This window comes from Gluconacetobacter liquefaciens, from assembly GCF_003350405.1.
Classification (GTDB): domain Bacteria; phylum Pseudomonadota; class Alphaproteobacteria; order Acetobacterales; family Acetobacteraceae; genus Gluconacetobacter; species Gluconacetobacter liquefaciens.
In genome coordinates this window covers 22758-43805 of record NZ_QQAW01000006.1, presented here as the reverse complement: position 1 = coordinate 43805, position 21048 = coordinate 22758, and the positions used below count along the sequence as shown (strand labels likewise).

The window sequence follows — 21048 nt, the reverse complement described above, 5'->3', positions numbered from 1 at the left end:
AACGCGATATCCGATTCTGTGCATTGACCGAAACGTGACCGTCCGTCGTCGGGGGTTACAGGTCCGCGGTGATCGAGAATTTGAACGTGCGGGGCATGCCTTGCAGCAAGAAGCCGCCGAAGGCCGATGTCCAGTAGCGCGTGTTGGCCAGGTTCTCGACGCCGAAGCGGGCGGTCAGTGCCTTGTGGTCCACCAGGAACGTATAGCGCGCGCCGAGGTCGAAACGTGTCCAGCCTGGAACCTTCAGGGTGTTGGCGTTGTCGGCCCATTGATGACCGGTGCGGATGGCCTGGCCCGTCAGTGTGCCGCCCCTGATGAACGGCAGGTCGTATTCGAGGTTGGCGTTGATGGTGTAGCCCGGCACGCCGATGGCGCGATTACCGTCATACATGCCCTGAGAGGTCCGTCGCTGGTTCGCGTCGATGATCGCGGTGCCGCCGTTGAAGCGCAGCCCCTTCACGATCTCGCCGTTGACCGTCCATTCGATACCGCGATTGCGCTGTTGCCCGTCGACCGAGAAGATGGACTGCCCGCCATTGCCGTAGGGCACCGCGTACGCGTTGGGCTGCGAGATCTGGTAGAGGGCGAGGGAGGTGCTGAAGCGCCCGATATCGTATTTCGCGCCGATTTCGTACTGCACGGTCTGATAGGGTGGGAATACCTGCCCGGTATTGATGACGTTGCCCGATGCCTGCGGGCCCTGTGCCAGCCCTTCGATCCGGTTGAAATAGATGGAGGTCTGGCGCGTGGGGTGCACCACCAGCCCGACGACGGGGGTGAAGGCATCCTGATTGTAGCGGGTGAAGTAGTTTCCGTATCCGTAATCGTTCACCAGCATGTTCTGGTAGCGGAAGCCTGCCGTGAGGGCTACGCGATCATCGAACGCGGACACCGTATCGGAGAAGAACAGGCTGTAGAGGCTGGTGTAGCCGTTCTTCCGGGGGTTGTTGACGTTACCACCCACGAGTGTCTCGGGGGCGGACTGGCGGTAGAATGTCGGGCGGTAGAGGTTGGTGGCCAGCGATGTCAGGGAGAACGCATAGGCCGTGTCCTTCTCCGACCAGAGGCCGGAGCCGCCCGCGTTGATCTCGTGCTTCAGCGGACCGGTGGTGAAGTGAGCCCGGATGCCGGCGCGGGTGCTCTCGTTGGTCTGCACATAAGGCACATACATCGAACCCGAGCTGCCCGCGCCTGTTGCGGCGTTGGTGACGGTCAGGGTCGAATAATTCCCTTTCTCGTTACCGCCGAGGCCGCCGAAGGCTGCGTAGGCCGTCAGGTGCTTCGAGAAATCATGTTCCACGTTGAGCATGCCGAAGATGTAGTTCAGCTCGGTATAGGTCCAGGGCTGGCCGTAATTGCTCGACGGGGAGGGGGCGCGGGGCACGCGCGTGAGGCCCGCGCCCAGCAGCACGCCGGGGCGGCCCTGGTTTACGCCCTGGTTTTCGTAATCCATGTCCAGCGTCACGCGGGTTGCACCGTCGCGGCTGCGCCAGTCGAAGCCGCCGCCGACGGCGACCGAATGGCGGCGCTCCAGGTCGATTGCGGTCTGGCCGCTCTTGCCCGCGACATTGATCCGCACGCCGAACTGGTTGTCGGTGCCGAAACGGCGGCTGACATCGATATTGCCACCGCCCATGCCGGCACTCTCGTAGTCGCCGGTAACGCGGGTCAGCGGGGTTTCGCCGGCATGTTTGAACATCAGGTTGATGTTGCCGCCGATGGAGGAGCCGCCGGGGGCCGCGCCGTTGAGGAATGCGCTGGCGCCGTTGAGTACCTGCACCTGATCGTAAAGCTGCGGCGAGACGAGTTGGCGGGGCACGATGCCGTAGAGCCCGTTGATCGATACGTCGTCGCCATAGACGGGGAAGCCGCGAATGACGAACTGCTCGGAGAAATTGCCGTAGCCGTAGGTCGTGCGCACCGACGGGTCGTTCTCCAGCACCTGGCCGAGGGTCTGCGACTGCTGGTTCAGGATCAGGGCCGACGTGTAGCTGCGGACGTTGAAGGGCACGTCCAGGCCCTTCTTGGTGCCGAGGACGCCGAGCTGGCCGCCGGAGATGACTTCCATCTGGTTGCGGCGCCGGGCCTGCACGACAATCTGCTCGTCGGATGGACCAGCCTTGTTCGCCGCGTCGGTCCGGACTGTTGTCGGGGCGACAGGCTGGGTTGGCCTGGAGGTGTTTCCGGCTGTTCGGGTATCGGCCTGTGCCTGATCCTGGGCGGATGCAACGGTGGATATCGACACTGGGAGCGTCAGTATCGTTGCATAAGCCGCAGTATGGCGGAGAGCATTGAGAAGCGATCGAGCGTGCAAGGGTGGCCTCAATGGCAAGCCGTGAAAGGGGCTGACACATACACGCGAATGAGAACTGATCGCAATACGTGGAGGCGGCCAGCGGGTTCCGTCAGCTATTCCCCGGATGCACGTTGCCCGAAAGCCACAGGCGAATGCCTCCCGGAGAGGGTTTGAAAAATCGGCCCGCGCGCGTGCGTTGCGTCGTTTTATTTGGCCTTTATCGGCGTTTCCGTTCTGAGCGGGAACGTGCGGCCGGCATGACGGGGGAGCGGCGGGCGCTGCGGTTCAGGGATGCTCGACAGGAGAGAGCATGGACTTCACGCCTGCCCACACGACGTCTGCCAGCATGGCAGCGCCGGCGTCGGTCGGATGCGTGTAATCCGCCTGCCAGTAACGGCGATCGGCTATATTGGACAGCGGTTGCCCTTCGGCAAAGGGGTCGATGACGAGATCGGGGGCAAGACGGCCTTGATGAAGTGCATTCGCGATCGCTGTCCGGCAGGACATATCGGTCGTGGCCTCTGCCATGAGCGCAACTTTGAAACCGAATGCTTTCAATGTCTTCACGATCGTTGCTAGGTTGGCAATGGTCTCGTCGACCGGGATCTTGTCATGTTGCAGATGGTCGTTGAAACCTCCGAATACCACTGCGACACGCCGGGAGGCTCCTGACGCCGCCACACCCGCCGCAGGCAGGGCTGCGAGCATCTGTCGCGTCGTGGCGCCCGATACCGCGAAGTTATAGCTTTGGTATCGCGCCATCTGCTGCATTCGGACGGGCCAGTTCGCGCCATCCGCCAGTTGATATCCCTCGGTTCGGCTATCTCCGATTGCCACGAACACGGTGCGTTGCTGGGGAAGGTCGTGACTGTCGGCCGCCGCTGCTGCCTGAAAAGCCAGCAGCATGCCATCTGAAGGCGTCGCATCGGCGATGACGATGCCGGTGTAAAGGCCAGTTCCGTGTCCCTGGGCGACCCACGCATGCGCATTGGCCTCTGCGCCGCCATAACCGATGAAGCCTCCGCTCAATGTCCCCGGGCCGATCCTGCTGGGATGTGGCACTTTTGCCCGAGATGACATGAGCCGATAACCATCGGGCCCTGAGCCGATTCCGAATGCCGCCGGACTGCTGGGCAGTACAAAGCCACTCCGCTGATCAGGATTGTTCGCATCTCCCAGATGGACGAAGCCGTCGAGCGTATAGCTGCCGGTAAAGATGCGAACGGCCTGTTCACCCTGGCCGAAAGTCGCAAGGATGGGATAGGCGCCCGAGGCACTATTGGACGAGGCGACCATCCCCGTGGTGCCAAAGAAAAATCCGTCGCGCGGCAGGACCAGGTCCGCAGGGAGCGAGAATCCTCCTGGCCCGTTCTGTTCACCCCACGAAATGACGTCCTGTCCCGCGATGCGCACCGCGCCGATATGCGCCGCCGCATGATCGGGAACGGCTGTCAGATCATGATGGTGGCCGGTTTGGTCATAGATGCGCGTGACCTGTGCGGCCGTACCCCTGTCGCGTGTCAGCAGCGCACTTTCCAGCGCCGGTGCATCGAAATGTCCGTCCGGACGAATTGCGATCGTGCGTTGTTCAATGCGGCCGGCATGCGTTATCGCGACATCCAGTGCCGGACCGGTATAATCCGCAATCATCCTCATCGTACCGCCAGCGAAGACGGTATGGTTGCCGAACGCGTCGCCTGGCCGGCTCAGGGGCACCGGGTCCCAGCGTGCAGCATCGGGCTGGACCGAAACGGCGTGCCAGACCCGCCCCCCGGCTTGCCATAAATCGCCGACGGCGAAGCCTGCCCGCGAATCGTCGTGGCTGCCAGGTTGGCGGTCTGGTGGGACAGCCCCGCTGCCAATGCACACCATCTCGGGTGCGCCGGAAACCGGGCAGTCTTCGGCCGCCATTGTCGGCGCGGTCGTCAAGACCACCATGCAGGCTGACCAGAACAGAAGCCCGCAGGGGTTCAGGTGGCCTGCAAAGCGCATGATCCGCTCCTTACGGGGTGCCGAACCGATAATGGGCCATCAGCATGCCACTGGCTTCAGACCAGTTGCCCGACCGGATATATTGGCCTTCGACCCCGAGCCGCAGACCGTCGGTTACCTGATAGACGATTCGTGCCTTTCCGGTGCCGGCAATACCGCTGGCGCTCTGGCCGTCATATCGGTTCGGTCCCAGCAGGCCCATCATCCTCTGCATGGTGGGATCCAGCGGAAAATACGACGTCCCGTTTACATGGAAGTTCTGGTAACCGATATTGCCCATGACCGACCACGTCCAGCGATCGATATGGCCTATATAGTCGGCCGACGGCATGATGGCGTAATAGCTCCGGGGCGAGAAATAACCACCGTTTCCGTAGGTGAATTCATATTCGTTCCGACGATAGGCGAGGTATTCGGCATTGACGCCAACGCGGACCCTCTGCCGCTGATCCTTCTGCCATACTGTAACGCTGCCCCCCAGTTCGGCATCCGCTGCAGTGTTGTTGATGACGTGAGTTCCTTCCAGCAGCCCGAAACCGCCGCCGGCGTAGGCGTTCCATTTCTCGCTGGACCATTCGAGTGCGCCATGGCCGCCGACGCGCGTGACGCCGCCCCAGACCCTGCCGGTTCCCGGATCGCGCATGCCAGCATAGGACAGTTCGCTGTCGGTCACCATGCGTCGGTCGCCGGTAATTCGCAGAGTCAGGTTATCGGTCAGCCGCGGCGAGAATTCGACGCCGCCCAGGACATTGGCGAGAGGGAAGCCGAGGGGGCTTGAGCCGACGTCGGCTGCGAACCAGTGGTTGACATAGCGGACATCCAGCCCGACGCCCTGAGCATCGTATGCATGATGGCGGGTGGACCCGCTGCCATAAAGTGGGACCGTGCCGAACCGGGAAGCACTATAGGCGTGGCTCAACGGATCGCCTGAGAAGAGGAATGTCGGCGTGACCGAAAATGAAATCCGGTGCTGCCAGGACTCGAAGGGGATCGTGCCGGTGATGGGCACCGCCAGTTCGGTCAACTGACCCAGTCCGGCCGTGCCCATGCGGCCGCGGACATAGGTATTGGCATCCAGCTGCGGCGCTGTACTTTCCTGCAGATAGACGATTTGCCGGTTCATGGACCCGACCTGACCGTCCTGCGGGAGGTAATGTTCCGTGGCGGGCAACGGAGCGCCGCGCAGCGGCACGTATGCGGTCTCGATATCGGGCCAACGGTAATCCGGCTTCTGCCGGACTGCGGGTGCGCAAGCGGGATCCTGTTCCGCGTCGCATTGCAGTTGGCGGGCGAAGACCAGATCGGCCTCCTGCAGGCGGTCACGTCCATCGGCCCGGTCATTCTGGGCCTTGACCTGCCAGGTCGTTGACCGATGAGGGGCGCTGGCCATCAGGCGCCGTTCCATCGCCCGCGCTGCGGGACGGTCGTCCAAAGCCAGTGCATCCTGTGCCACGGCGGTCAGGGCGTCGACGGATTTGGGACCCCGTCGCAAGGCTTCCTGATCGGCGCGCAATGCCATCTGCGGCTGGTTCATCGCGTGATAGACGCGCCCCAGGGCCAGCCATGCGGCCGTCGAATTGGGATGCAGGCTGACGATCGGTGCGAGCATGCGGTAGGCCTGCTGCGGCCGGCCTGCGCGTATTTCCTCATCACTCTGCTGGATCGTGATCCCAACCGCCAAATCCGCGCGGGCCAGAGCGGCATCTGCGGCCGGAGGGAGGCCTTCGGCACGGACAAGCCGGTCATAGGCATCCAGTTCGCGCTGCGCGTCGGCGGGCGCTTGCAGACGCAATGCCAGACCGGTGTACAACAGCTTCTGTGCGGGTGTGGCCGACAGGGTGATCGCGCTCTCATGCGCCAGGACCCAGCGCGCGCCGTCGCGATCGTGGCGTGCCAGCAAAGCGTCGACCAGGATTGCCGCGCGATCGCCGGTCGGGTCCGCCTGGTCGGCCATGGCCCGCAGGGAACGGGTGTCGTTCTGCGGCGTGGCGGCGACCTGGCGGAAGAATGCGACCAGTTCGGCGGCACGCTGCATCGCCGAGTTGCGGCCCGCAGGCGGCAGCCGGTCCAGCAATGTGGCCGCGTCCTCGTAATGCCGCATATTCATCGCGAACGTGACGCCGGCCTGCAACCTGGAAGGGGAGGCATGGGGATTGTCGGTCAGAGCCGCCATCAACGTCCGTGCTTCGGTCGACTGGCCGTTGTGATGGAGCGCCAGGGCAAGGCGCAGGGTCAGCCACGGATCGCCCGGAACTCTGTCCAGAGCCTGCTGCAACAGGGCGATCCGCTCGGCGTCGGTGCTGGCTCGCGCGGCGCGAGCCGTATCGTCCGCGGCCTGAAGGCGGGGTAGCAAGGCCGGCCGCAGAGTCGCAACCCGGGCTGCAAGGGACCGGGCTTCGTCCAGTTGTCCCGCCTGGAAGAGGAGGTCCGCCAGATTGAAAAGGGCATTTGGATCGGCCGGACGCTGCTGCAATGCCCGCCTGTAAAGCTGTTCGGCTTCGGCCGTCCGTCCTTGCAGGCGGTCGAGACCGGCCGTCATCAGCAATGCCGCGAATGCCATTTCAGGGCGACGTGCCAGATGCTCCAGGCGCGCCCGCGCAGCGTCGTACTGTCCTGCCGCCGCCAGCCGGTTGATCGCGACGATCTCCGGATCGTTTCCACCGACAGCATTCAATGCGTTCAAGGCCGTGCGCCAGTGGGCTGCGTGCCCCGGATCCGCATCGATCGCCTGATGGAAGTAGCGCCGGGCAATGGCGACCTGGCTGTGCCTCTGAGCGACAAGCCCCAGGCCGCCCAGGACGTCGGCATCCTTTGGATTGACGATCAACGCGCGCTGGAACGCCGCAGTGGCGGCATCCAGACGTCCGTGCCCCAGCAGGACAAAGCCTTCTGTCCGGTCGTTGCCTTCGTCAATTATCGCCTGAACGGAGCGGGCCTTTTCCAGCCGGGTGACGATTGCCGCATCGTCCGGATGCTGGGCGAGCCAGTCCATGTAGAGTGGAATGCTGGCACCCACGATGGGGACCCAAGACAATGTCGCACGCCAGGCGGCAATGGCCTGGTTACGGATCAGGGGTTGTGTGTCGGCACCCGCCAGGCGGCGCAGTTCCTCCAGTCCCTGGGCGCGAGAGACATCGCGATAGGTCTGGATCTGCGCCAGAGCGAGGCGTGCATTCAGATCGTGCGGGCTTTCCGCCACCAGAGCCGACAGTTTGGCGCGGGCGTCGTTATATCCGAGAATGGTGCCACCCAGGACACGGTAATATTCCAGCGCCAGTGCAGGGGGCGGCTCGCTGTTATGAAACAGCGCACGATAGCGCAGCATCGCGGCCAGCATGCTGCCCGACCCGGCAAGCTTGCGTGCCTCAGCGAGTTCTTTCTGGTCCACCGGACCTGCCTTGAGGGCCGCCCGGAGTCGCGAGAGCTGGGCCGCGCTGCCGCCGGCCGCGGCCAGCCGGCTCAATGTCTGCTGTGCAGCCGTGACGTCACCGGTCTCGATCTGCACGACGCACAACATGCTCAGTGCGTCGGCATTGTTCGGTTGGATCGCCAGTGCACGCTGAATGCTTTCATGCGCCCGGACGAACTGGCCTGCATCGATCCAGTAGTGACCTTGCTCCAGCACCAGGTCCAATACCGACCTGGCGTGAGACAGCCGGGTATCGGCCTTTGTCGACGCCGGGGTGGTGTCACCGGAGACCGTCGGCGCCGTGCTGTCGGACGCTTCGTGAGAATATGCGATGCCCGGCGCCCACGCGATCAGGCCGCCCAGCATTGTCATGCCAGTCAAATATGCACGCAATTGTCCGTTCCTCTGGGGCGAGCGCAACCTAATGGACACGGGATACGGCCGATATGATGGACAGGCCCAGTGCGACGAACCCACTGGCTGCGACCAGGCACAATGCCCCGCGAACCCGCACGGGCAGCGCCACGCGCCCTTCATAGGCCAGTCCGGTCTGTTCGATGGAAAGATAGCTGATGACGCTGGCCACCAGGGCCAGTACCAGGACACCGGCCATGACCGGGCCATGCACGGAAAAGGCCATCAGGTAATTGGCCACGACGATACAGGGCCAATGCCAGAGATAGACGGAATAGGACATGACCCCGAGGGGGGACAGCAAGCCCAGCATCGTCCGGGACACCCAGGTCTGCGGCAGTGCGATGAGCACGGCGGCGGCCAGACACGGCAATATCGACATATAGGACGGGCAGGCGAAACGCAGGGTATAGAACAGGCCTGCCATGATGATCGTCGCGCAGGCCAGGGCACTGGCCAGGTTTGCTGCAAGCGAGGACATGCGATGCTGGGGCAGAAGCCAGATCATGGTCCCAAGCGAGAACTGCCACATCCGATCGAAAATACTGTAGTAGGCTTGAGCATCGCCGCGCAGGTGAGCGGTTATGCTGGCAATGAGGGAGAGTATGAAGATCCCGATGATCGCCCAGCCACGATGCCTGACATAGGGCAGGAAAAGCGCCATGAAGAAAATGATCGTGTAGAACTGCATCTCCAATGAAAGCGACCATGTATGCAGGAAGGGGTAGGCGATACTCTGCCCTTCGAAATATCCTACATGACCGGCTGCCCATAGATTCGACAGGTAGACCAGCGAATAAGCGCCGTTGAGCGCGATATCGGCCCGATCGCTGGAGAGGACCCACCAGAGCATTCCCGAGCACACGACAACGATCATGCAGAGCAGGGCAGGCAGCAGGCGGTAGAGGCGGCGGCAAACGAAATTCACGGGCCGGAACGGCGATTGCAATAATGCCGAACGGCCCATGAAATAGCCGGAAATCACGATGAAAACATCGACGCCGATAAAGCCGCCGCGAATCCAGCCTGCATGAAACAGCACCACCAGCAAAACGGCCAGACCGCGAAGTCCGTCGACATCCCTGCGACGGTCGGCGGGAAAGAAAGCCCGCCGCAGGGCTTCTGTCCAACTGCCTGCGGCAGAGGGGATGGTGGTGCGCTGTAACATTCCAGTCTTCCGTACAAAGGCGCCGCTAAAGGAATGCGAACGAGCCCGAATGGGTTATGGCGCGGGCGCCGAGGCCGTCCCGTCCTTGATTTTCTGCAACAGCGGCACAGTCGCCCGCAGGATCGCGTCACCCCATACGCGATAGCTGGCTGGCGTGGCATGAATGCCGTCGATGGTGGAGACCGAGCCGGGCTTCATCAGGGCCGTGCCGTCGATATAGGTGCAGGGTGCGACCTCCGTCTTGAGGAGGGCGGCCATTTCCGCAGCCCGCGCATCGGTCTTGCCATAGCGCGGGCTGTATTGGCCCCAGGTTGGCCCGACCCAGATACAGGCGGTCTTGCCGATCGTGTAGGTCAGGGTTTTTACCTGCTCATCGAGCCACGATTTGGAAACGCTTTCCTGACCGTAGGACGCCATGGTGTCGCCCAGGACCACCATCACCACATTCGGATGCCATTTTTCCAGCAGGGACGACATCGACGGTGGTGCGGCCGGCTGCATGTTCGGCGGCCCGAGCGGGGCATCGTCAATGCGTTCCGCCGCGCCGCAGCCATTGTTCGGGTTGGGGACCACCCAGTCTGCGGCCTGGGACGAACAGACGCCATAGGCCACGACCTTCGCCCCTTGTGCCGTCAGCGCATCGGGCAGCACGGACAGCAGCGAGTCCTTGAAGGTGACATGGCTGTCGCCAATGATCAGTAGCGTTAGGCCAGCGAGAAGTGCACTCATACCCGGATTCCGTTCTTCATCTTAGTGTCCCTGGAAAATTCACTTCTCAATCATCATTGGAAGGCATATCGCCCAGCCGACGACGCGCCCGGCGCTTCAGGGCCCGCCAGATCACGTAGGCCAGCAGGCCAGTGCCGAGCAGACCGATCACCGACAGAGCCAGCAGATGGCCATCCAGGTACCAGGCCGGCCACATCCATAGCGGCAGTGAGCCCACCGTATAGCGCGGCGCCGTGCGATAGCTGGAAACCTGATCGCCATTCTTGATGACCAGATCGCCCTGAATCATGGGATGGACCGTGTTGTCGCGTAGCGCCAGCACCATCTCCTGCAACCGTTGGGGCGTGTCGCCTATGATCGCCACCACGGATCGGTGCGGATCGGAGGGAGATTGCGCGCCAATCAGCAGGCCTGCACCCGCGATCGGTGCCCGCAGCTTTGCCGTCACGGCATTGCGTAGCCCGGCCTGATCACGGTCCTGGAACAGGTTGCGGATACCCTGCAAGGCCGTGTGCTGGCCCACTGTGATCCAGCTTTGATCGACCTGATACGGAGAGCGGGACAGCAGCGTATCGACTTCATGCACCTTTCCGGCCGTCGTCAGCAGAATGATGTCGCCCGACGGAGGTTCGGCATCTGCATCGCCCGCGTATGCGATCGAGACGTCAGTCGTGGGATACCAGGTCGTCGCGCCGAAGACGCCCATCAGGTCCAGATAGGCCCCGATGACTGCATTGTCGGGATGACGAGGCATGACGACCGTTGTTTCCGACAGGTCCGCCATCCGTGTGAAGGGAAAGCCAATCTGGGCGAACTGGGCCAGGTCGGGAAGGCTGGTGAAATGATAGGCCCGACGGAAATCGAGCACCGATGATTCGTCGACACTTGTATGCAGGTCGATCGGAACGTGGCGGCAGGCACCGCGATCGACCGGTCTGGCATCAAACGCGAATTGCAACTGGTTCTGGCCGAACAATGTCTCCGGCGGCAGGGCCACCTGAATGCCGACCGTACCGAAATGCGGATTGAGCAGGCGTCGCGACCAGGTATCCCAGGAGCCCGAAGCGATCATTGAAGACCGCTGCAGGAAAATATCATTGACCGACACATCAAGCCGCGAACTGGCCAGGTCGACGGACGTTCCGCCGATGACGCCGGGCGGGTGGACCCACAGATCCATCAGGAACGGCCGTTGCCGCCACGTGAAGAGGTCGGTCGGCAAATGGAACGGCATATTGAGCAGCGCGGGGGCAAAGCCGTTTGCCTGCAGCGTGTCGGCCGGCACCAGTTCACCGAAACGAACCGGGCGATCGGTCGGCACGAAAGAGGGGGCGTCATAAGGCTTGCGCGGCGTTGTGGCGACATCGGACACCACCTGTGCATTCACCGCGCCCAATGTCGTGGGCGAGAGCACTAGCGTGCGTGCCGCGACTTCCACTTCACGGGGGTTGCGGCCGGTTACGACCAGAACCGTGCCCCAGCGATCGTTGGGGTTGGGTATTTCGAGCAGTGTTGGCCCTTGTGGAAGCTGGCCATCGGGCCCCACGGGCAGGTTTTCACCGATCTGGATCGCATTGCCCGCGTCAGGGATCGCGTTGGTGACCGGAAAGGAGAATTGCCGGAAATCCGCCAGTTTACCGAACCAGGAGGCGATCATGCCGCTGGCGCGCAAATTCGGTTCATTGGCGGAGAGCACCATCGGGACCCGGACGGGGGTCCGCAGGTTCGGATCGAAGAATGGTGCCGGCAGACGTGCCAGGGTCCGTTCGGGGGCGATCCTTACCGTCGTAAGCGTGATATGTGACTGGTCGGAAATACGAGCCCAAAGGACCTCGTTATAAAGATCGTTACAATCGCGCCTGTATTCGCCGGCGAACTGAAAATTCAGTGTGTTCTTTCCGCCGAAATACATGGGATTGACGTCAAACGTCAGCGGCCCGAACTGTGGATGCGCCGGATCGACCTTGATGGTGCCGATATATTGCTCGTTCAGCGTGACGGTCACCGCACTCGCTTCAGGAAGCAGTTCGGGCGACAGGGCACCGGACAATGTCAGTTGCGCATGGGTGACGATACGATTGGCCGGGATGCCCACGGTCACGCCCTGCAATGGGCTGTAACCGCGCAGGATCATGGGACCGGATACGCCCAGATCATGCAGGGAAAGGGTATTCGTCACTTCGGTGTCGGAGATGCGTGTCGCGATGGCGGCGTCGCTGCCGATTGCCGGATTGCGGTCACCGGCATTGGGGTCATCGATCGGCAGGCCGGGTGCCCCTGGCGTGGACGGGCGCGCCGGCAAGGTGATGGCCGGCCTGGCTTCGGGCGGCGCAGGCATCGGCAAGGCGAGTGTCGGATCACCTTCCGCGGGGATGGAGCCGAGAGGTGTCCCGTCGGTCTGTCCATGGGCGACAGGGATACCTGCCATTGCCAGGCCGGCAACCAGGACACAGGAAGCCACTACGCCGCGCTGCGTAGCTTGTCGTGAAGGTTTCAACACGAAACTCGCCTTCTCCAATGTCTGGGCCGTTGCGACGCCATCGGACGAAGCATCATCGGCAGGAATGACGGACGAACGAACCTCACCGGAACGGGGCCTGAACATGGCTGCGATGTTCCTGAGGATGATGAAAAAGCTTTTGAAGGGCCGGTCGCGAGGGAAGTCGGACCATGAATCCCACGCATCACGACGACCGAAAATCATCGAGACGACCTGACGCTCCTGATCCAGATCCGAAATCAGCCAGCGGCCATGCATTCGATCGCCGCGCTGACGCAGGATTTCGACGGGAACCGAGACGTTGATATGATCCTGGGCATCGTAGTAGTCGAGCATGACCTGTGTGGGCCCGTTGAGTTGTGCTCCGCCCGGTGCCAGGAGCCCGACCCCGCCCAGGGACAGATCGGTGGTGCGGGTCTTCCAGACCTCGCCGGAGGCCATCCGCACGTGCACCGGCAGATCGGCACGCACACGATGCTGGACGCGGCTCTGGCGCGTTTCGCGGGCGACCGCGATCGACGCGAGTACCATGAACAGGCTGAACAGGCCCCAGAACGTGTTGAGCAGCATCGACTGGAATTCGGCCGGGTCCAGATGTTCGATAAACACCCCGAAAATGCCGCGCAGCACGGCGGCACCGAGCAGAATGGCAAGAACGACGTTGGGATAGACCGCACGCAGATCGAAATAATTATTGTGAAGTTGCGTGCCCTTGCGGGTGACGTTGAAGCTTCCCTTGGTGGGCTGCAGGAAGGTGGAGATCGTGACCCTTACAAGAAACATGGCCAGCGAGGTTTCATACAACTCGCTCCAGAAAGTATAACGCCAGCGCCCCTCGATCCGCGATAGGGTGAGCATCGAATGCACGATATGGGGCCCGGCATAGGCAAGGGCCGCCAGGGGCGATGCCATCAGGACGTTCTGCCCCAGAAGCAGAAAGGCCATCGGGGCGGTCAGAAAGATGATGCGGGGTATCGCGAACAGAAAATGCGACATTGATGACAGGTAGCACAGACGCTGTTCCCACCGCAGGCCGGATCCGAACAAGGGATTGTCCAGCCGTATGATCTGCAGCGTGCCGCGTGCCCAGCGCATGCGCTGGCCGATATGAAAGATCAGCCGCTCGGTCGCCAACCCGCCTGCCAGAGCCAAGCGAAGATAGCCGGTACTCCAGCCTTTGCGCTGCATTTTCAGGGCGGTATGCGCGTCTTCGGTTACGGTCTCGGTGGCGAAACCGCCGACGCTTTCCAGTGCCTTCCGCCGGATCACGGCACATGAGCCACAGAAGAAGGTCGAATCCCACAGATCGTTGCCGTCCTGGATCAGGCCGTAGAACATATTGCCTTCGGGTGGGACCTGTTCGACTGCCGTCAGATTGCGCTGGAAGGGATCGGCCGAATAGAAATAATGCGCCGTCTGCAATATGGACATCGTCGGGTCGGCCACCAGCCAGCCGACGGTCTGTTTCAGAAAATCATGTACCGGGACGTGGTCGCAGTCGAAGACGACGACCAGTGCGCCTCCGGTCACTTCAAGTGCGTGGTTGAGATTGCCAGCCTTGGCATAGCGATTATCCGGACGTGTAATGTAACCGGCACCGCTTTCGAGTGCGAAATCGTGGAAAGCCTGCCGCCTACCATCATCCAGAAGATAGACATTTAGCTTGTCGGCCGGCCAGTCGAGCGCCTGGGCAGCGAGCACCGTCGCGCGCACCACATCCAGGCTTTCATGATAAGTGGGGATGAAGACGTCCACCGAAGGCCAGAGGGATTCATCTTCGGGCAGTGGGTGCACCTGCCTTCCCAGTGGCCAGACCATCTGGAAATAGCTCAGGCAAAGAACCCATAGCGCATAGCATTCGGCAAGAAGCAGTGCGATGGATAGAGTAAATTGGAGGATGTTGTCGTGGGTGATCGTTGTCCCCACGCGCCATACGATATAACGCAGTGACATCATGATCGACAGCGTGATCAGGAAGCAACTGGCCAGGCGTCCCTGGAAACGATTGACCAGGAGAAGCAGGCCAACCGTGCCGAGCGCAAAAAGACCCTGTTGGGTGTCGGACAATTGAAGCGCACTGACCAGGACGATCAATGTCAGTCCGACGATGGCAGCGAAAGCAGAATCGAGCGCGACCCGACGAAGCAGGCCCGAATTTACTGTCATATCCAACCGACGCATCATGGAATTCCAACCAGATATCAGACATGCGCCCCGGTCGTAGGGTAGGACGTCCGTATGCTTTCTACCGACTCACAAGACCTCAAGAAACTGCTGATCCGGGCAAGCCCGGTGTGCTGGATTGGACAATCAATCACAGAACCGCAAAAAGATATTTTATTAATATTCTATATTGTTTGATATAAAAAGTCCCTTATGAAAAATTTTTTGAATCAAAACTGTGGAGTGTTTCCCGATAGATTTCCATGTGGAATTGCATCACTTGAGTATTTATTTTTGATACTGCAAATATTAAAAATAAATACTCAAGACTGCCAATTGTTGATGGGTGGGGTATATATTTTGATATATTATTGTAATGTTCATTATTTTTCCGTATTCGTCGTCATTCTTTCATTAAAAATTCTATTAATACTGTAATTTCTTGTGAATTACGTGGGTGCAAATTTTTGCGCGTTCATAATTAAATGGTGTAAAAATGACTGCAAGTGCCTAATCGAGACGTCACCAAAAATGAGACAAATCACGTAGTGCGCATGGGTGGTTGTCGGGGTGGTAAAGGCGTTGCGATCGCGACCATCGGAACGGCATACGCGATGGGCCCCTCAGCCTGGGATGGTCTTCGTGGGAAAGGGGACGGGTTTGCTGGGTGGCCGGCAGATGGGGGCATGGCATTTGCCTCGCGGTAATCCCATTTCTGTAGCCGGCCATGGCCGTGATATCGGGCAGATGGATGCGTGTCCGGCGCATGCCGGTGGGAATATGAGGCGGGGCGCCATGGCAGGCAGGCAGGATGAGCGGGGAAGCGGGGATCTGTTCGGTGGTTCGGCGGCTGTCGATACCCGGCATGATCCGGCCGGGCGGCGTGGGCGTCCGGCACCGCCGCGCACGCAGCCTCTGGCCGACCGGCTGCGCCCGGCATCACTGGACGAGGTGGTGGGGCAGGACCATCTGCTGGGGCCGGATGGCGCGCTGCGGCGCATGCTGGACCGGGGCACGCTTGCCAGCCTGATCTTGTGGGGCGGGCCGGGGGTGGGCAAGACGACCATCGCCCGCTTGCTGGCCGACGCGGCGGGGCTGCGCTTCGTGCAGATTTCGGCCGTGTTCTCGGGCGTTGCGGATTTAAAGCGGGCGTTTGAGGAGGCCCGGCAGCGGGCTGCCATCGGGCAGGGCACTTTGCTGTTCGTGGACGAGATCCATCGCTTCAATCGCGCCCAGCAGGACGGGTTTCTGCCGGTGGTCGAGGACGGGACGGTGGTGCTGGTGGGGGCGACGACGGAGAACCCGTCTTTCGCCCTGAATGGCGCGCTGCTGTCGCGCTGCCAGGTCATGGTGCTGCGGCGGCTGGATGATGACGCGCTGGAGCGGTTGCTGTGCCGGGCCGAGGCCGAGAGCGGGCGGGACCTGCCGCTGACGGCGGATGGTCGGGCGACGTTGCGTGCGATGGCGGATGGTGACGGGCGGTATCTGCTGAACATGGTCGAGCAGGTGCTGGCGCTGCCGGAGGGGGCGCCGCTGGACGGGCAGGGGCTGTCCGCTCTGCTGGCGCGGCGGGCGGTGCTTTACGACAAGGACCGCGAGGAACATTACAATCTGATTTCGGCGCTGCATAAATCGCTGCGGGGTTCGGACCCCGACGCGGCGCTGTACTGGTTCGCGCGGATGCTCGAAGGGGGAGAGGACCCACGTTTCATCGCGCGGCGGCTGACCCGGTTCGCGGCCGAGGATGTGGGGATGGCCGATCCGCAGGCTTTGCCGCTGGCGGTGGCGGCGTGGGAGACCTACGAGCGACTCGGCTCGCCCGAGGGGGAACTGGCGCTGGCGCAACTGGTGGTGCATCTGGGCACCGCGCCGAAATCGAATGCCGTCTATACCGCCTACAACGCGGCGCGGCGGCTGGCGAAGGCGACCGGCAGCCTGATGCCGCCGGCCCATATCCTGAATGCGCCGACCGGACTGATGAAGGATCTCGGCTACGGCAGGGGTTATGAATACGACCACGACAGCGAAGAGGGATTTTCCGGCCAGAATTACTTCCCGGACGAGATGCGGCGCGAAGTGCTGTATCGCCCCAGCGGGTGGGGATTCGAGGCTGAAATCGCGCGACGGCTGGACAGGTGGGCCAGACTGCGGGAAAGCCGTCAGTCATGAGTGTAGTGACCCTGACCGTCAGCGATGACGAAGCCGATATCCGCCTCGACCGCTGGTTTCGCCGCCATTATCCCCATCTGACCCAGGGGGCATTGCAGAAGCTGTGCCGCACGGGACAGGTGCGGGTGGATGGCAAGCGTGCCGACACCGCGACCCGCCTGGTGCCGGGGCAGGCGGTGCGTGTGCCGCCGATCCCTGCCGCCGCGCGTCCGGCACCGCCGCCACGGCCCGTGCTGGACGAGCGGACGGTGCGCGAGATCCGGGGTATGGTGTTGTACAGCGATGCGCAGGTGATCGTCCTGAACAAGCCGGCCGGGCTGGCGGTGCAGGGCGGGCCGGGCATCACCCACCATGTGGACGGCATGCTGGATGCGTTGAAGGACAATGATGACGATCCGCGCCCGCGTCTGGTGCACCGGATCGACCGGGACACGTCGGGGCTGCTGCTACTGGCGCGGACGCCCGGCGTGGCGGCCAAGCTGGCGGCGTCGTTCCGTGGGCGCGATGTGCGCAAGACCTACTGGGCGGTGGTGATCGGTCGGCCGACGCCGGCCAGCGGGGTGATCGACCAGCCGCTGGCTCGGCTGGGAGTGGGGCCGGGGGCGCTGACGGTGGTGGCGTCGCGCAAGGATGAGGACGCGGTCCATGCTTTGTCGGAATACGAGGTTCTGGATGCCGCCGGGCGCCGTCTGTCCTGGCTGGCGCTGTCGCCGCTGACGGGGCGGACCCATCAGCTGCGCGTGCATTGCGAGGCGCTGGGGACGCCGATTCTGGGTGACCCGAAATATGGCGGAGACGCGGCGCACCCCGAGGGGTTCGTCGACCGGCTGCATCTGCATGCGCGGTCGCTGGACCTGCCGCATCCGGCGGGCGGCCGCTTGCAGGTGTCGGCGGAACTGCCGGCCCATATGCGCGAGACTTTCCGGCAACTCGGGTTTACCGCCGGTGCGACGCCGGCGCCTCGGCGGAGCTGAGCCATGCTGCCGGTCGTGTTGGAAGGGGAGCCGAAGCCGCCGCGACCGAAGCGCCGTCGCCTGCGCCTGTTGAAGGTGCTCGCCGCGCTTGTGCTGCTGGGGGGCGCCGGCGTGATGGGCGCGTGGATGCGGCTTGACCCCGCCGGGCTGCGCGAGAAGGCGGTGGCGGCGGTGTGGCAGCAGACCGGCCGTGTACTGAAGGTGGGGGCGGTGCAGGTGCATCTGCTGCCTTACCCGTCGGTCTCCATTCGGGATCTGGCGTTGTCGGACATGCCGGGTGGGGCGCGGCCGGAGATGCTGACGGCGACCGAACTGGATGCGCGGCTGGCGCTGCTGCCGCTGTTGCGGCACGAAATCCGGCTGGAAGATGTGCGCCTGATCCATCCCGACCTGTTGGTGGAGCGGATGGCGGACGGGCGCGCGAACTGGCAGATGCGGCCCCCGGCCGAATCGGACAGGCCGCCGGGTGGTGTCTCTTCCCCCTCGACCCCATGGCGGATTCGGATCGGCAGCGCGCGGGTCCGGGATGCCGATCTGCGCTGGGACGATCAGCGCGCCCATGCCAGCGGGGCGGTGACACTGGACAGCCTGGATCTGTCGGGGCTGACCGGGGCGAAACCCTCGGTCGGCGTGCAGGCGCATCGGCAGGGGGATTCCTCCGCGGTTGTCAGCCTGTCGGGGCAGGTTGGCCAGATTTTCGGGGCGGAGAACTCGGCATGGCCGGTTCGCTTGCAGGCTTCGTTGCGGATCGAGGGGCGGGATGCGGGTTCCGCCACGCTGGAGGGTAATCTCTCCGACCCGATGCGCCTGCGCGGCTATGATGCGGCGGTGCATCTGGCGATCGGGCAGTTGGCGGATCTCAACCGACTGTTCGTGCATGCGAATCTGCCGGATATTCATGATATCGACCTGACGGCGCATGTGGTTGATCTGGGATCGGATACGGCGCCGATGCCGGGCCTGCGGCAGGTGCGGCTGCGCACCGGGGCGATCGGCAGCCTGCCGGTGGTGAGTGGGCTGGTGCTGGATCGTCTGGCGGTGGATGTGCCGACGCCGGCCGATCATGTGGCGATCGAGACCGCCGGGCATTACGCCGGCCAGCCGTTCGCGCTGCATGGCACGCTGGGGACGCCGGCCGAGACCATGGCTGCGGCACACAACTTCCTGAGCAGTGCGATGCCGCTGGATCTGGTGGTGGATGTCGCGGGTGGGAATCTGCGGCTGGGAGGAACCGTTGGGGGTGGTCAGTCGGCTCTGGACGGTCATCTGACCGCCGGCAGGCTGTCGCTGCCCGGCAATCTGGTGCTGGATCATTTGACGGCCGATGCGCATCTGGCGGTTCGGGGCGGTTCCGACATACGGCTGACCGGGCTGCGGCTGGATTCGGCGCAGATGACGCTGGATGGGGACCTCTCTTTTCTTCGACAGGGGGGGACGAATGGGGTTCCGCTGCTGAACGGGCGGCTGCATGCGAGCCGGCTGGATGTGGATACGGTGCGTGCCGCCGCCCCGGTTGCGGAGCCTTCGGCTGACGGGGGGGCGCCATCGGCGGTGCGGGAGGGGGGCGCTGATGATGCGCCGCTGCCATTCGAGCGTCTGCGGCAGATGGATGGAGATCTGGACCTCACGGCGGACCGGATGCGGCTGTATGATGAGGATTATCATGCCGCCGAAGCCCATTTCGTGTTGCGGGGCGGGCATCTGACGATTGATCCGCTGCATGCCGATGGCGTGGGGCGCAGTCTGGATGCCGTGCTGTCCGTCGACGCATCGGGTGCAGTGCCGCGCCTGTCGGCCGATGTGCGGACGCTGGTGCTGCCGGCCGACTGGCTGGCCCAGGCTTTCGACCTGACGCCGATGCTGCGTGGCAGCCTGCAACTGGTCGGCAGCGTGCAAACCCAGGGGAATGATCGCGCTGCGCTGCGTGACAATCTGGGAGGGCATCTGGGCCTGTCGATGGTCAGGGGGCAGGTCGACGGCAATACGCTGGGCCGCCTGCTGGGGCCGGATGCCTCGGCCGCCACACGGGGGACTTCGGTCGCGCTGCGTTGTCTGGGCGTGCATATGACGCTGGGCGACGGGCGGGCGGCGCTGGATACGATCGGGTTGCAGACCTTTCGGTTGGCGATGACGGGCCACGGGACGATCGGCCTGGCGCAGCAGGACCTGGACCTGCACCTGATGCCGCAATTGCTGATCGGTGGCAGCGGCGCCTCGATGCCGATCGTGGTGGCCGGTACCATCCGGGCGCCGCAGCCCCGGCCGGAAGCGGCGGGGCCGGGGCATCGCTTCATGCTGACCATCGGGCCGTCGGCGGCGATCGGCGATCCGTGCCCCGATGCGCTGAAGGCGGCGCGCGAGGAACAGCCCGGCCCGGCGCCGGATGCCGCGCCGAAGGCCAAGGCGCCGAAAGTGATGAATATTCTGCGTGGTCTTGGATTATTTCGATGAATGATACGCCTGTGACGCCTCGTTCTTCCGCCCCTGCCACGCGGCGCCGCTTCTGGGACCATACCGAGGTGGTGTCGGAACCCGAGGGCTTTGCGGTCCGGCTGGATGGCCGGCCGGTGCGTCTGCCGGGTGGGGCGGTGCTGCGTGTGGGGAGCCGGGCGCTGGCCGAGGCCCTGGCCGGGGAGTGGCAGGCGGCGGGCGGCGGCGGGAAGGGGGGCGAGTTCGCGCCGTCCGACCTGCGGCTGACACGGATCGCGGGGACGATGCTGGAGCGGATCGCGCCCGATCGGGCGGCTGTGATTGGCGTATTGCTGGGATACGCGCGCCATGAATTGCTGTGTTACCGCGTGCGCTACCCGGCGCTGCTGGTCGAACGCCAGCAGCAGGAATGGGACCCGTGGCTGGAATGGCTGCGTGCCCGATATGATGTCGTGTTGCGGAGCACCGACGGGGTGATGCCGGTCGATCAGTCGCCCGAGGCGCTGGCGGGGCTGCAATCGGTGCTTGAGGGGCTGCCGGACGGGGCGCTGGCCGCGCTGGGCGTGGCTGTGCCGGCGCTGGGCAGTCTGGTGCTGGGGCTGGCGCTGGTGGATGGACGGCTGACGGCCGAGCAGGCCATGGCCTGCGCGACCCTGGACGAGCGGACCCAGATGGAACTCTGGGGGCAGGATGCCGAGCAGGCTGCGCGCCTGGAGATGCTGGGGATGGATGTTAAGGACGCGGCATCGTTTCTGGCGCTGCTGCACGCCGATTCGTAACTGCTGGGTGGTCATGGAACCGCCA

10 protein-coding genes are annotated in these 21048 nt (G+C 63.4%); 4 read left to right on the top strand and 6 right to left on the bottom strand.

Annotated elements, in window-relative coordinates; genetic code table 11:
• Window positions 1-55 precede the first annotated feature (55 nt).
• From C7453_RS11490 to bcsA, 6 genes are all read right to left on the bottom strand, one after another.
• A complete protein-coding gene (locus C7453_RS11490) occupies window positions 56-2245 on the bottom strand; it encodes a TonB-dependent receptor (protein ID WP_245948993.1) in 2190 nt (729 codons plus the stop codon).
• A gap of 336 nt (window positions 2246-2581) precedes the next feature.
• Window positions 2582-4288, bottom strand: coding sequence for an SGNH/GDSL hydrolase family protein (locus C7453_RS11485; protein ID WP_114727690.1), 1707 nt, complete (start codon window positions 4286-4288; stop codon window positions 2582-2584).
• 10 nt (window positions 4289-4298) lie between these two features.
• Window positions 4299-8069 carry a cellulose biosynthesis protein BcsC gene (locus C7453_RS11480; protein ID WP_170222045.1) on the bottom strand — a complete coding sequence of 1257 codons (3771 nt, stop codon included), beginning with the start codon at window positions 8067-8069 and terminating at the stop codon, window positions 4299-4301.
• Window positions 8070-8118: 49 nt separating this feature from the next.
• Complete coding sequence (locus C7453_RS11475; RefSeq protein WP_114727688.1) at window positions 8119-9279, bottom strand: acyltransferase family protein; 1161 nt, start codon at window positions 9277-9279, stop codon at window positions 8119-8121.
• A gap of 54 nt (window positions 9280-9333) precedes the next feature.
• Window positions 9334-10008, bottom strand: coding sequence for an SGNH/GDSL hydrolase family protein (locus C7453_RS11470; RefSeq protein WP_114727687.1), 675 nt, complete (start codon window positions 10006-10008; stop codon window positions 9334-9336).
• Between the two features lie 46 nt (window positions 10009-10054).
• Window positions 10055-14674 (bottom strand): UDP-forming cellulose synthase catalytic subunit, encoded by a 4620-nt coding sequence (gene bcsA, locus C7453_RS11465; RefSeq protein ID WP_114727686.1) that lies wholly within the window; start codon window positions 14672-14674, stop codon window positions 10055-10057.
• 792 nt (window positions 14675-15466) lie between these two features.
• On the opposite strand from bcsA, the gene C7453_RS11460 reads away from it, so the two are divergent.
• Genes C7453_RS11460 through C7453_RS11445 form a run of 4 tightly spaced genes read left to right on the top strand, consistent with a single transcriptional unit; the run spans window position 15467 to window position 21023 of the window.
• Entirely contained in the window at window positions 15467-16840 is a 1374-nt protein-coding gene (locus tag C7453_RS11460) for a replication-associated recombination protein A (RefSeq protein WP_114727851.1), read from the top strand.
• A complete protein-coding gene (locus C7453_RS11455) occupies window positions 16837-17814 on the top strand; it encodes an RluA family pseudouridine synthase (protein ID WP_114727685.1) in 978 nt (325 codons plus the stop codon). Before C7453_RS11460 ends, C7453_RS11455 begins: the two co-directional genes overlap by 4 nt.
• Window positions 17815-17817: 3 nt before the next feature.
• Complete coding sequence (locus C7453_RS11450) at window positions 17818-20265, top strand: AsmA family protein (RefSeq protein ID WP_114727684.1); 2448 nt, start codon at window positions 17818-17820, stop codon at window positions 20263-20265.
• Window positions 20262-21023, top strand: a complete 762-nt coding sequence (locus C7453_RS11445; protein WP_114727683.1) for an ATP12 family chaperone protein — start codon at window positions 20262-20264, stop codon at window positions 21021-21023. The genes C7453_RS11450 and C7453_RS11445 overlap by 4 nt, the downstream gene beginning before the upstream one ends.
• Window positions 21024-21048 lie beyond the last annotated feature (25 nt).

What these genes read in the sequence shown, in the direction of transcription:
- C7453_RS11485 (WP_114727690.1), bottom strand. Translation starts at nt 4,288, where the DNA reads ATGCGCTTTGCAGGCCACCTGAACCCCTGCGGGCTTCTGTTCTGGTCA.
- C7453_RS11480 (WP_170222045.1), bottom strand. Translation starts at nt 8,069, where the DNA reads ATGACAATGCTGGGCGGCCTGATCGCGTGGGCGCCGGGCATCGCATAT.
- C7453_RS11475 (WP_114727688.1), bottom strand. Translation starts at nt 9,279, where the DNA reads ATGTTACAGCGCACCACCATCCCCTCTGCCGCAGGCAGTTGGACAGAA.
- C7453_RS11470 (WP_114727687.1), bottom strand. Translation starts at nt 10,008, where the DNA reads ATGAGTGCACTTCTCGCTGGCCTAACGCTACTGATCATTGGCGACAGC.
- bcsA (WP_114727686.1), bottom strand. Translation starts at nt 14,674, where the DNA reads ATGACAGTAAATTCGGGCCTGCTTCGTCGGGTCGCGCTCGATTCTGCT.
- C7453_RS11460 (WP_114727851.1), top strand. Translation starts at nt 15,467, where the DNA reads ATGGCAGGCAGGCAGGATGAGCGGGGAAGCGGGGATCTGTTCGGTGGT.
- C7453_RS11455 (WP_114727685.1), top strand. Translation starts at nt 16,837, where the DNA reads ATGAGTGTAGTGACCCTGACCGTCAGCGATGACGAAGCCGATATCCGC.
- C7453_RS11450 (WP_114727684.1), top strand. Translation starts at nt 17,818, where the DNA reads ATGCTGCCGGTCGTGTTGGAAGGGGAGCCGAAGCCGCCGCGACCGAAG.
- C7453_RS11445 (WP_114727683.1), top strand. Translation starts at nt 20,262, where the DNA reads ATGAATGATACGCCTGTGACGCCTCGTTCTTCCGCCCCTGCCACGCGG.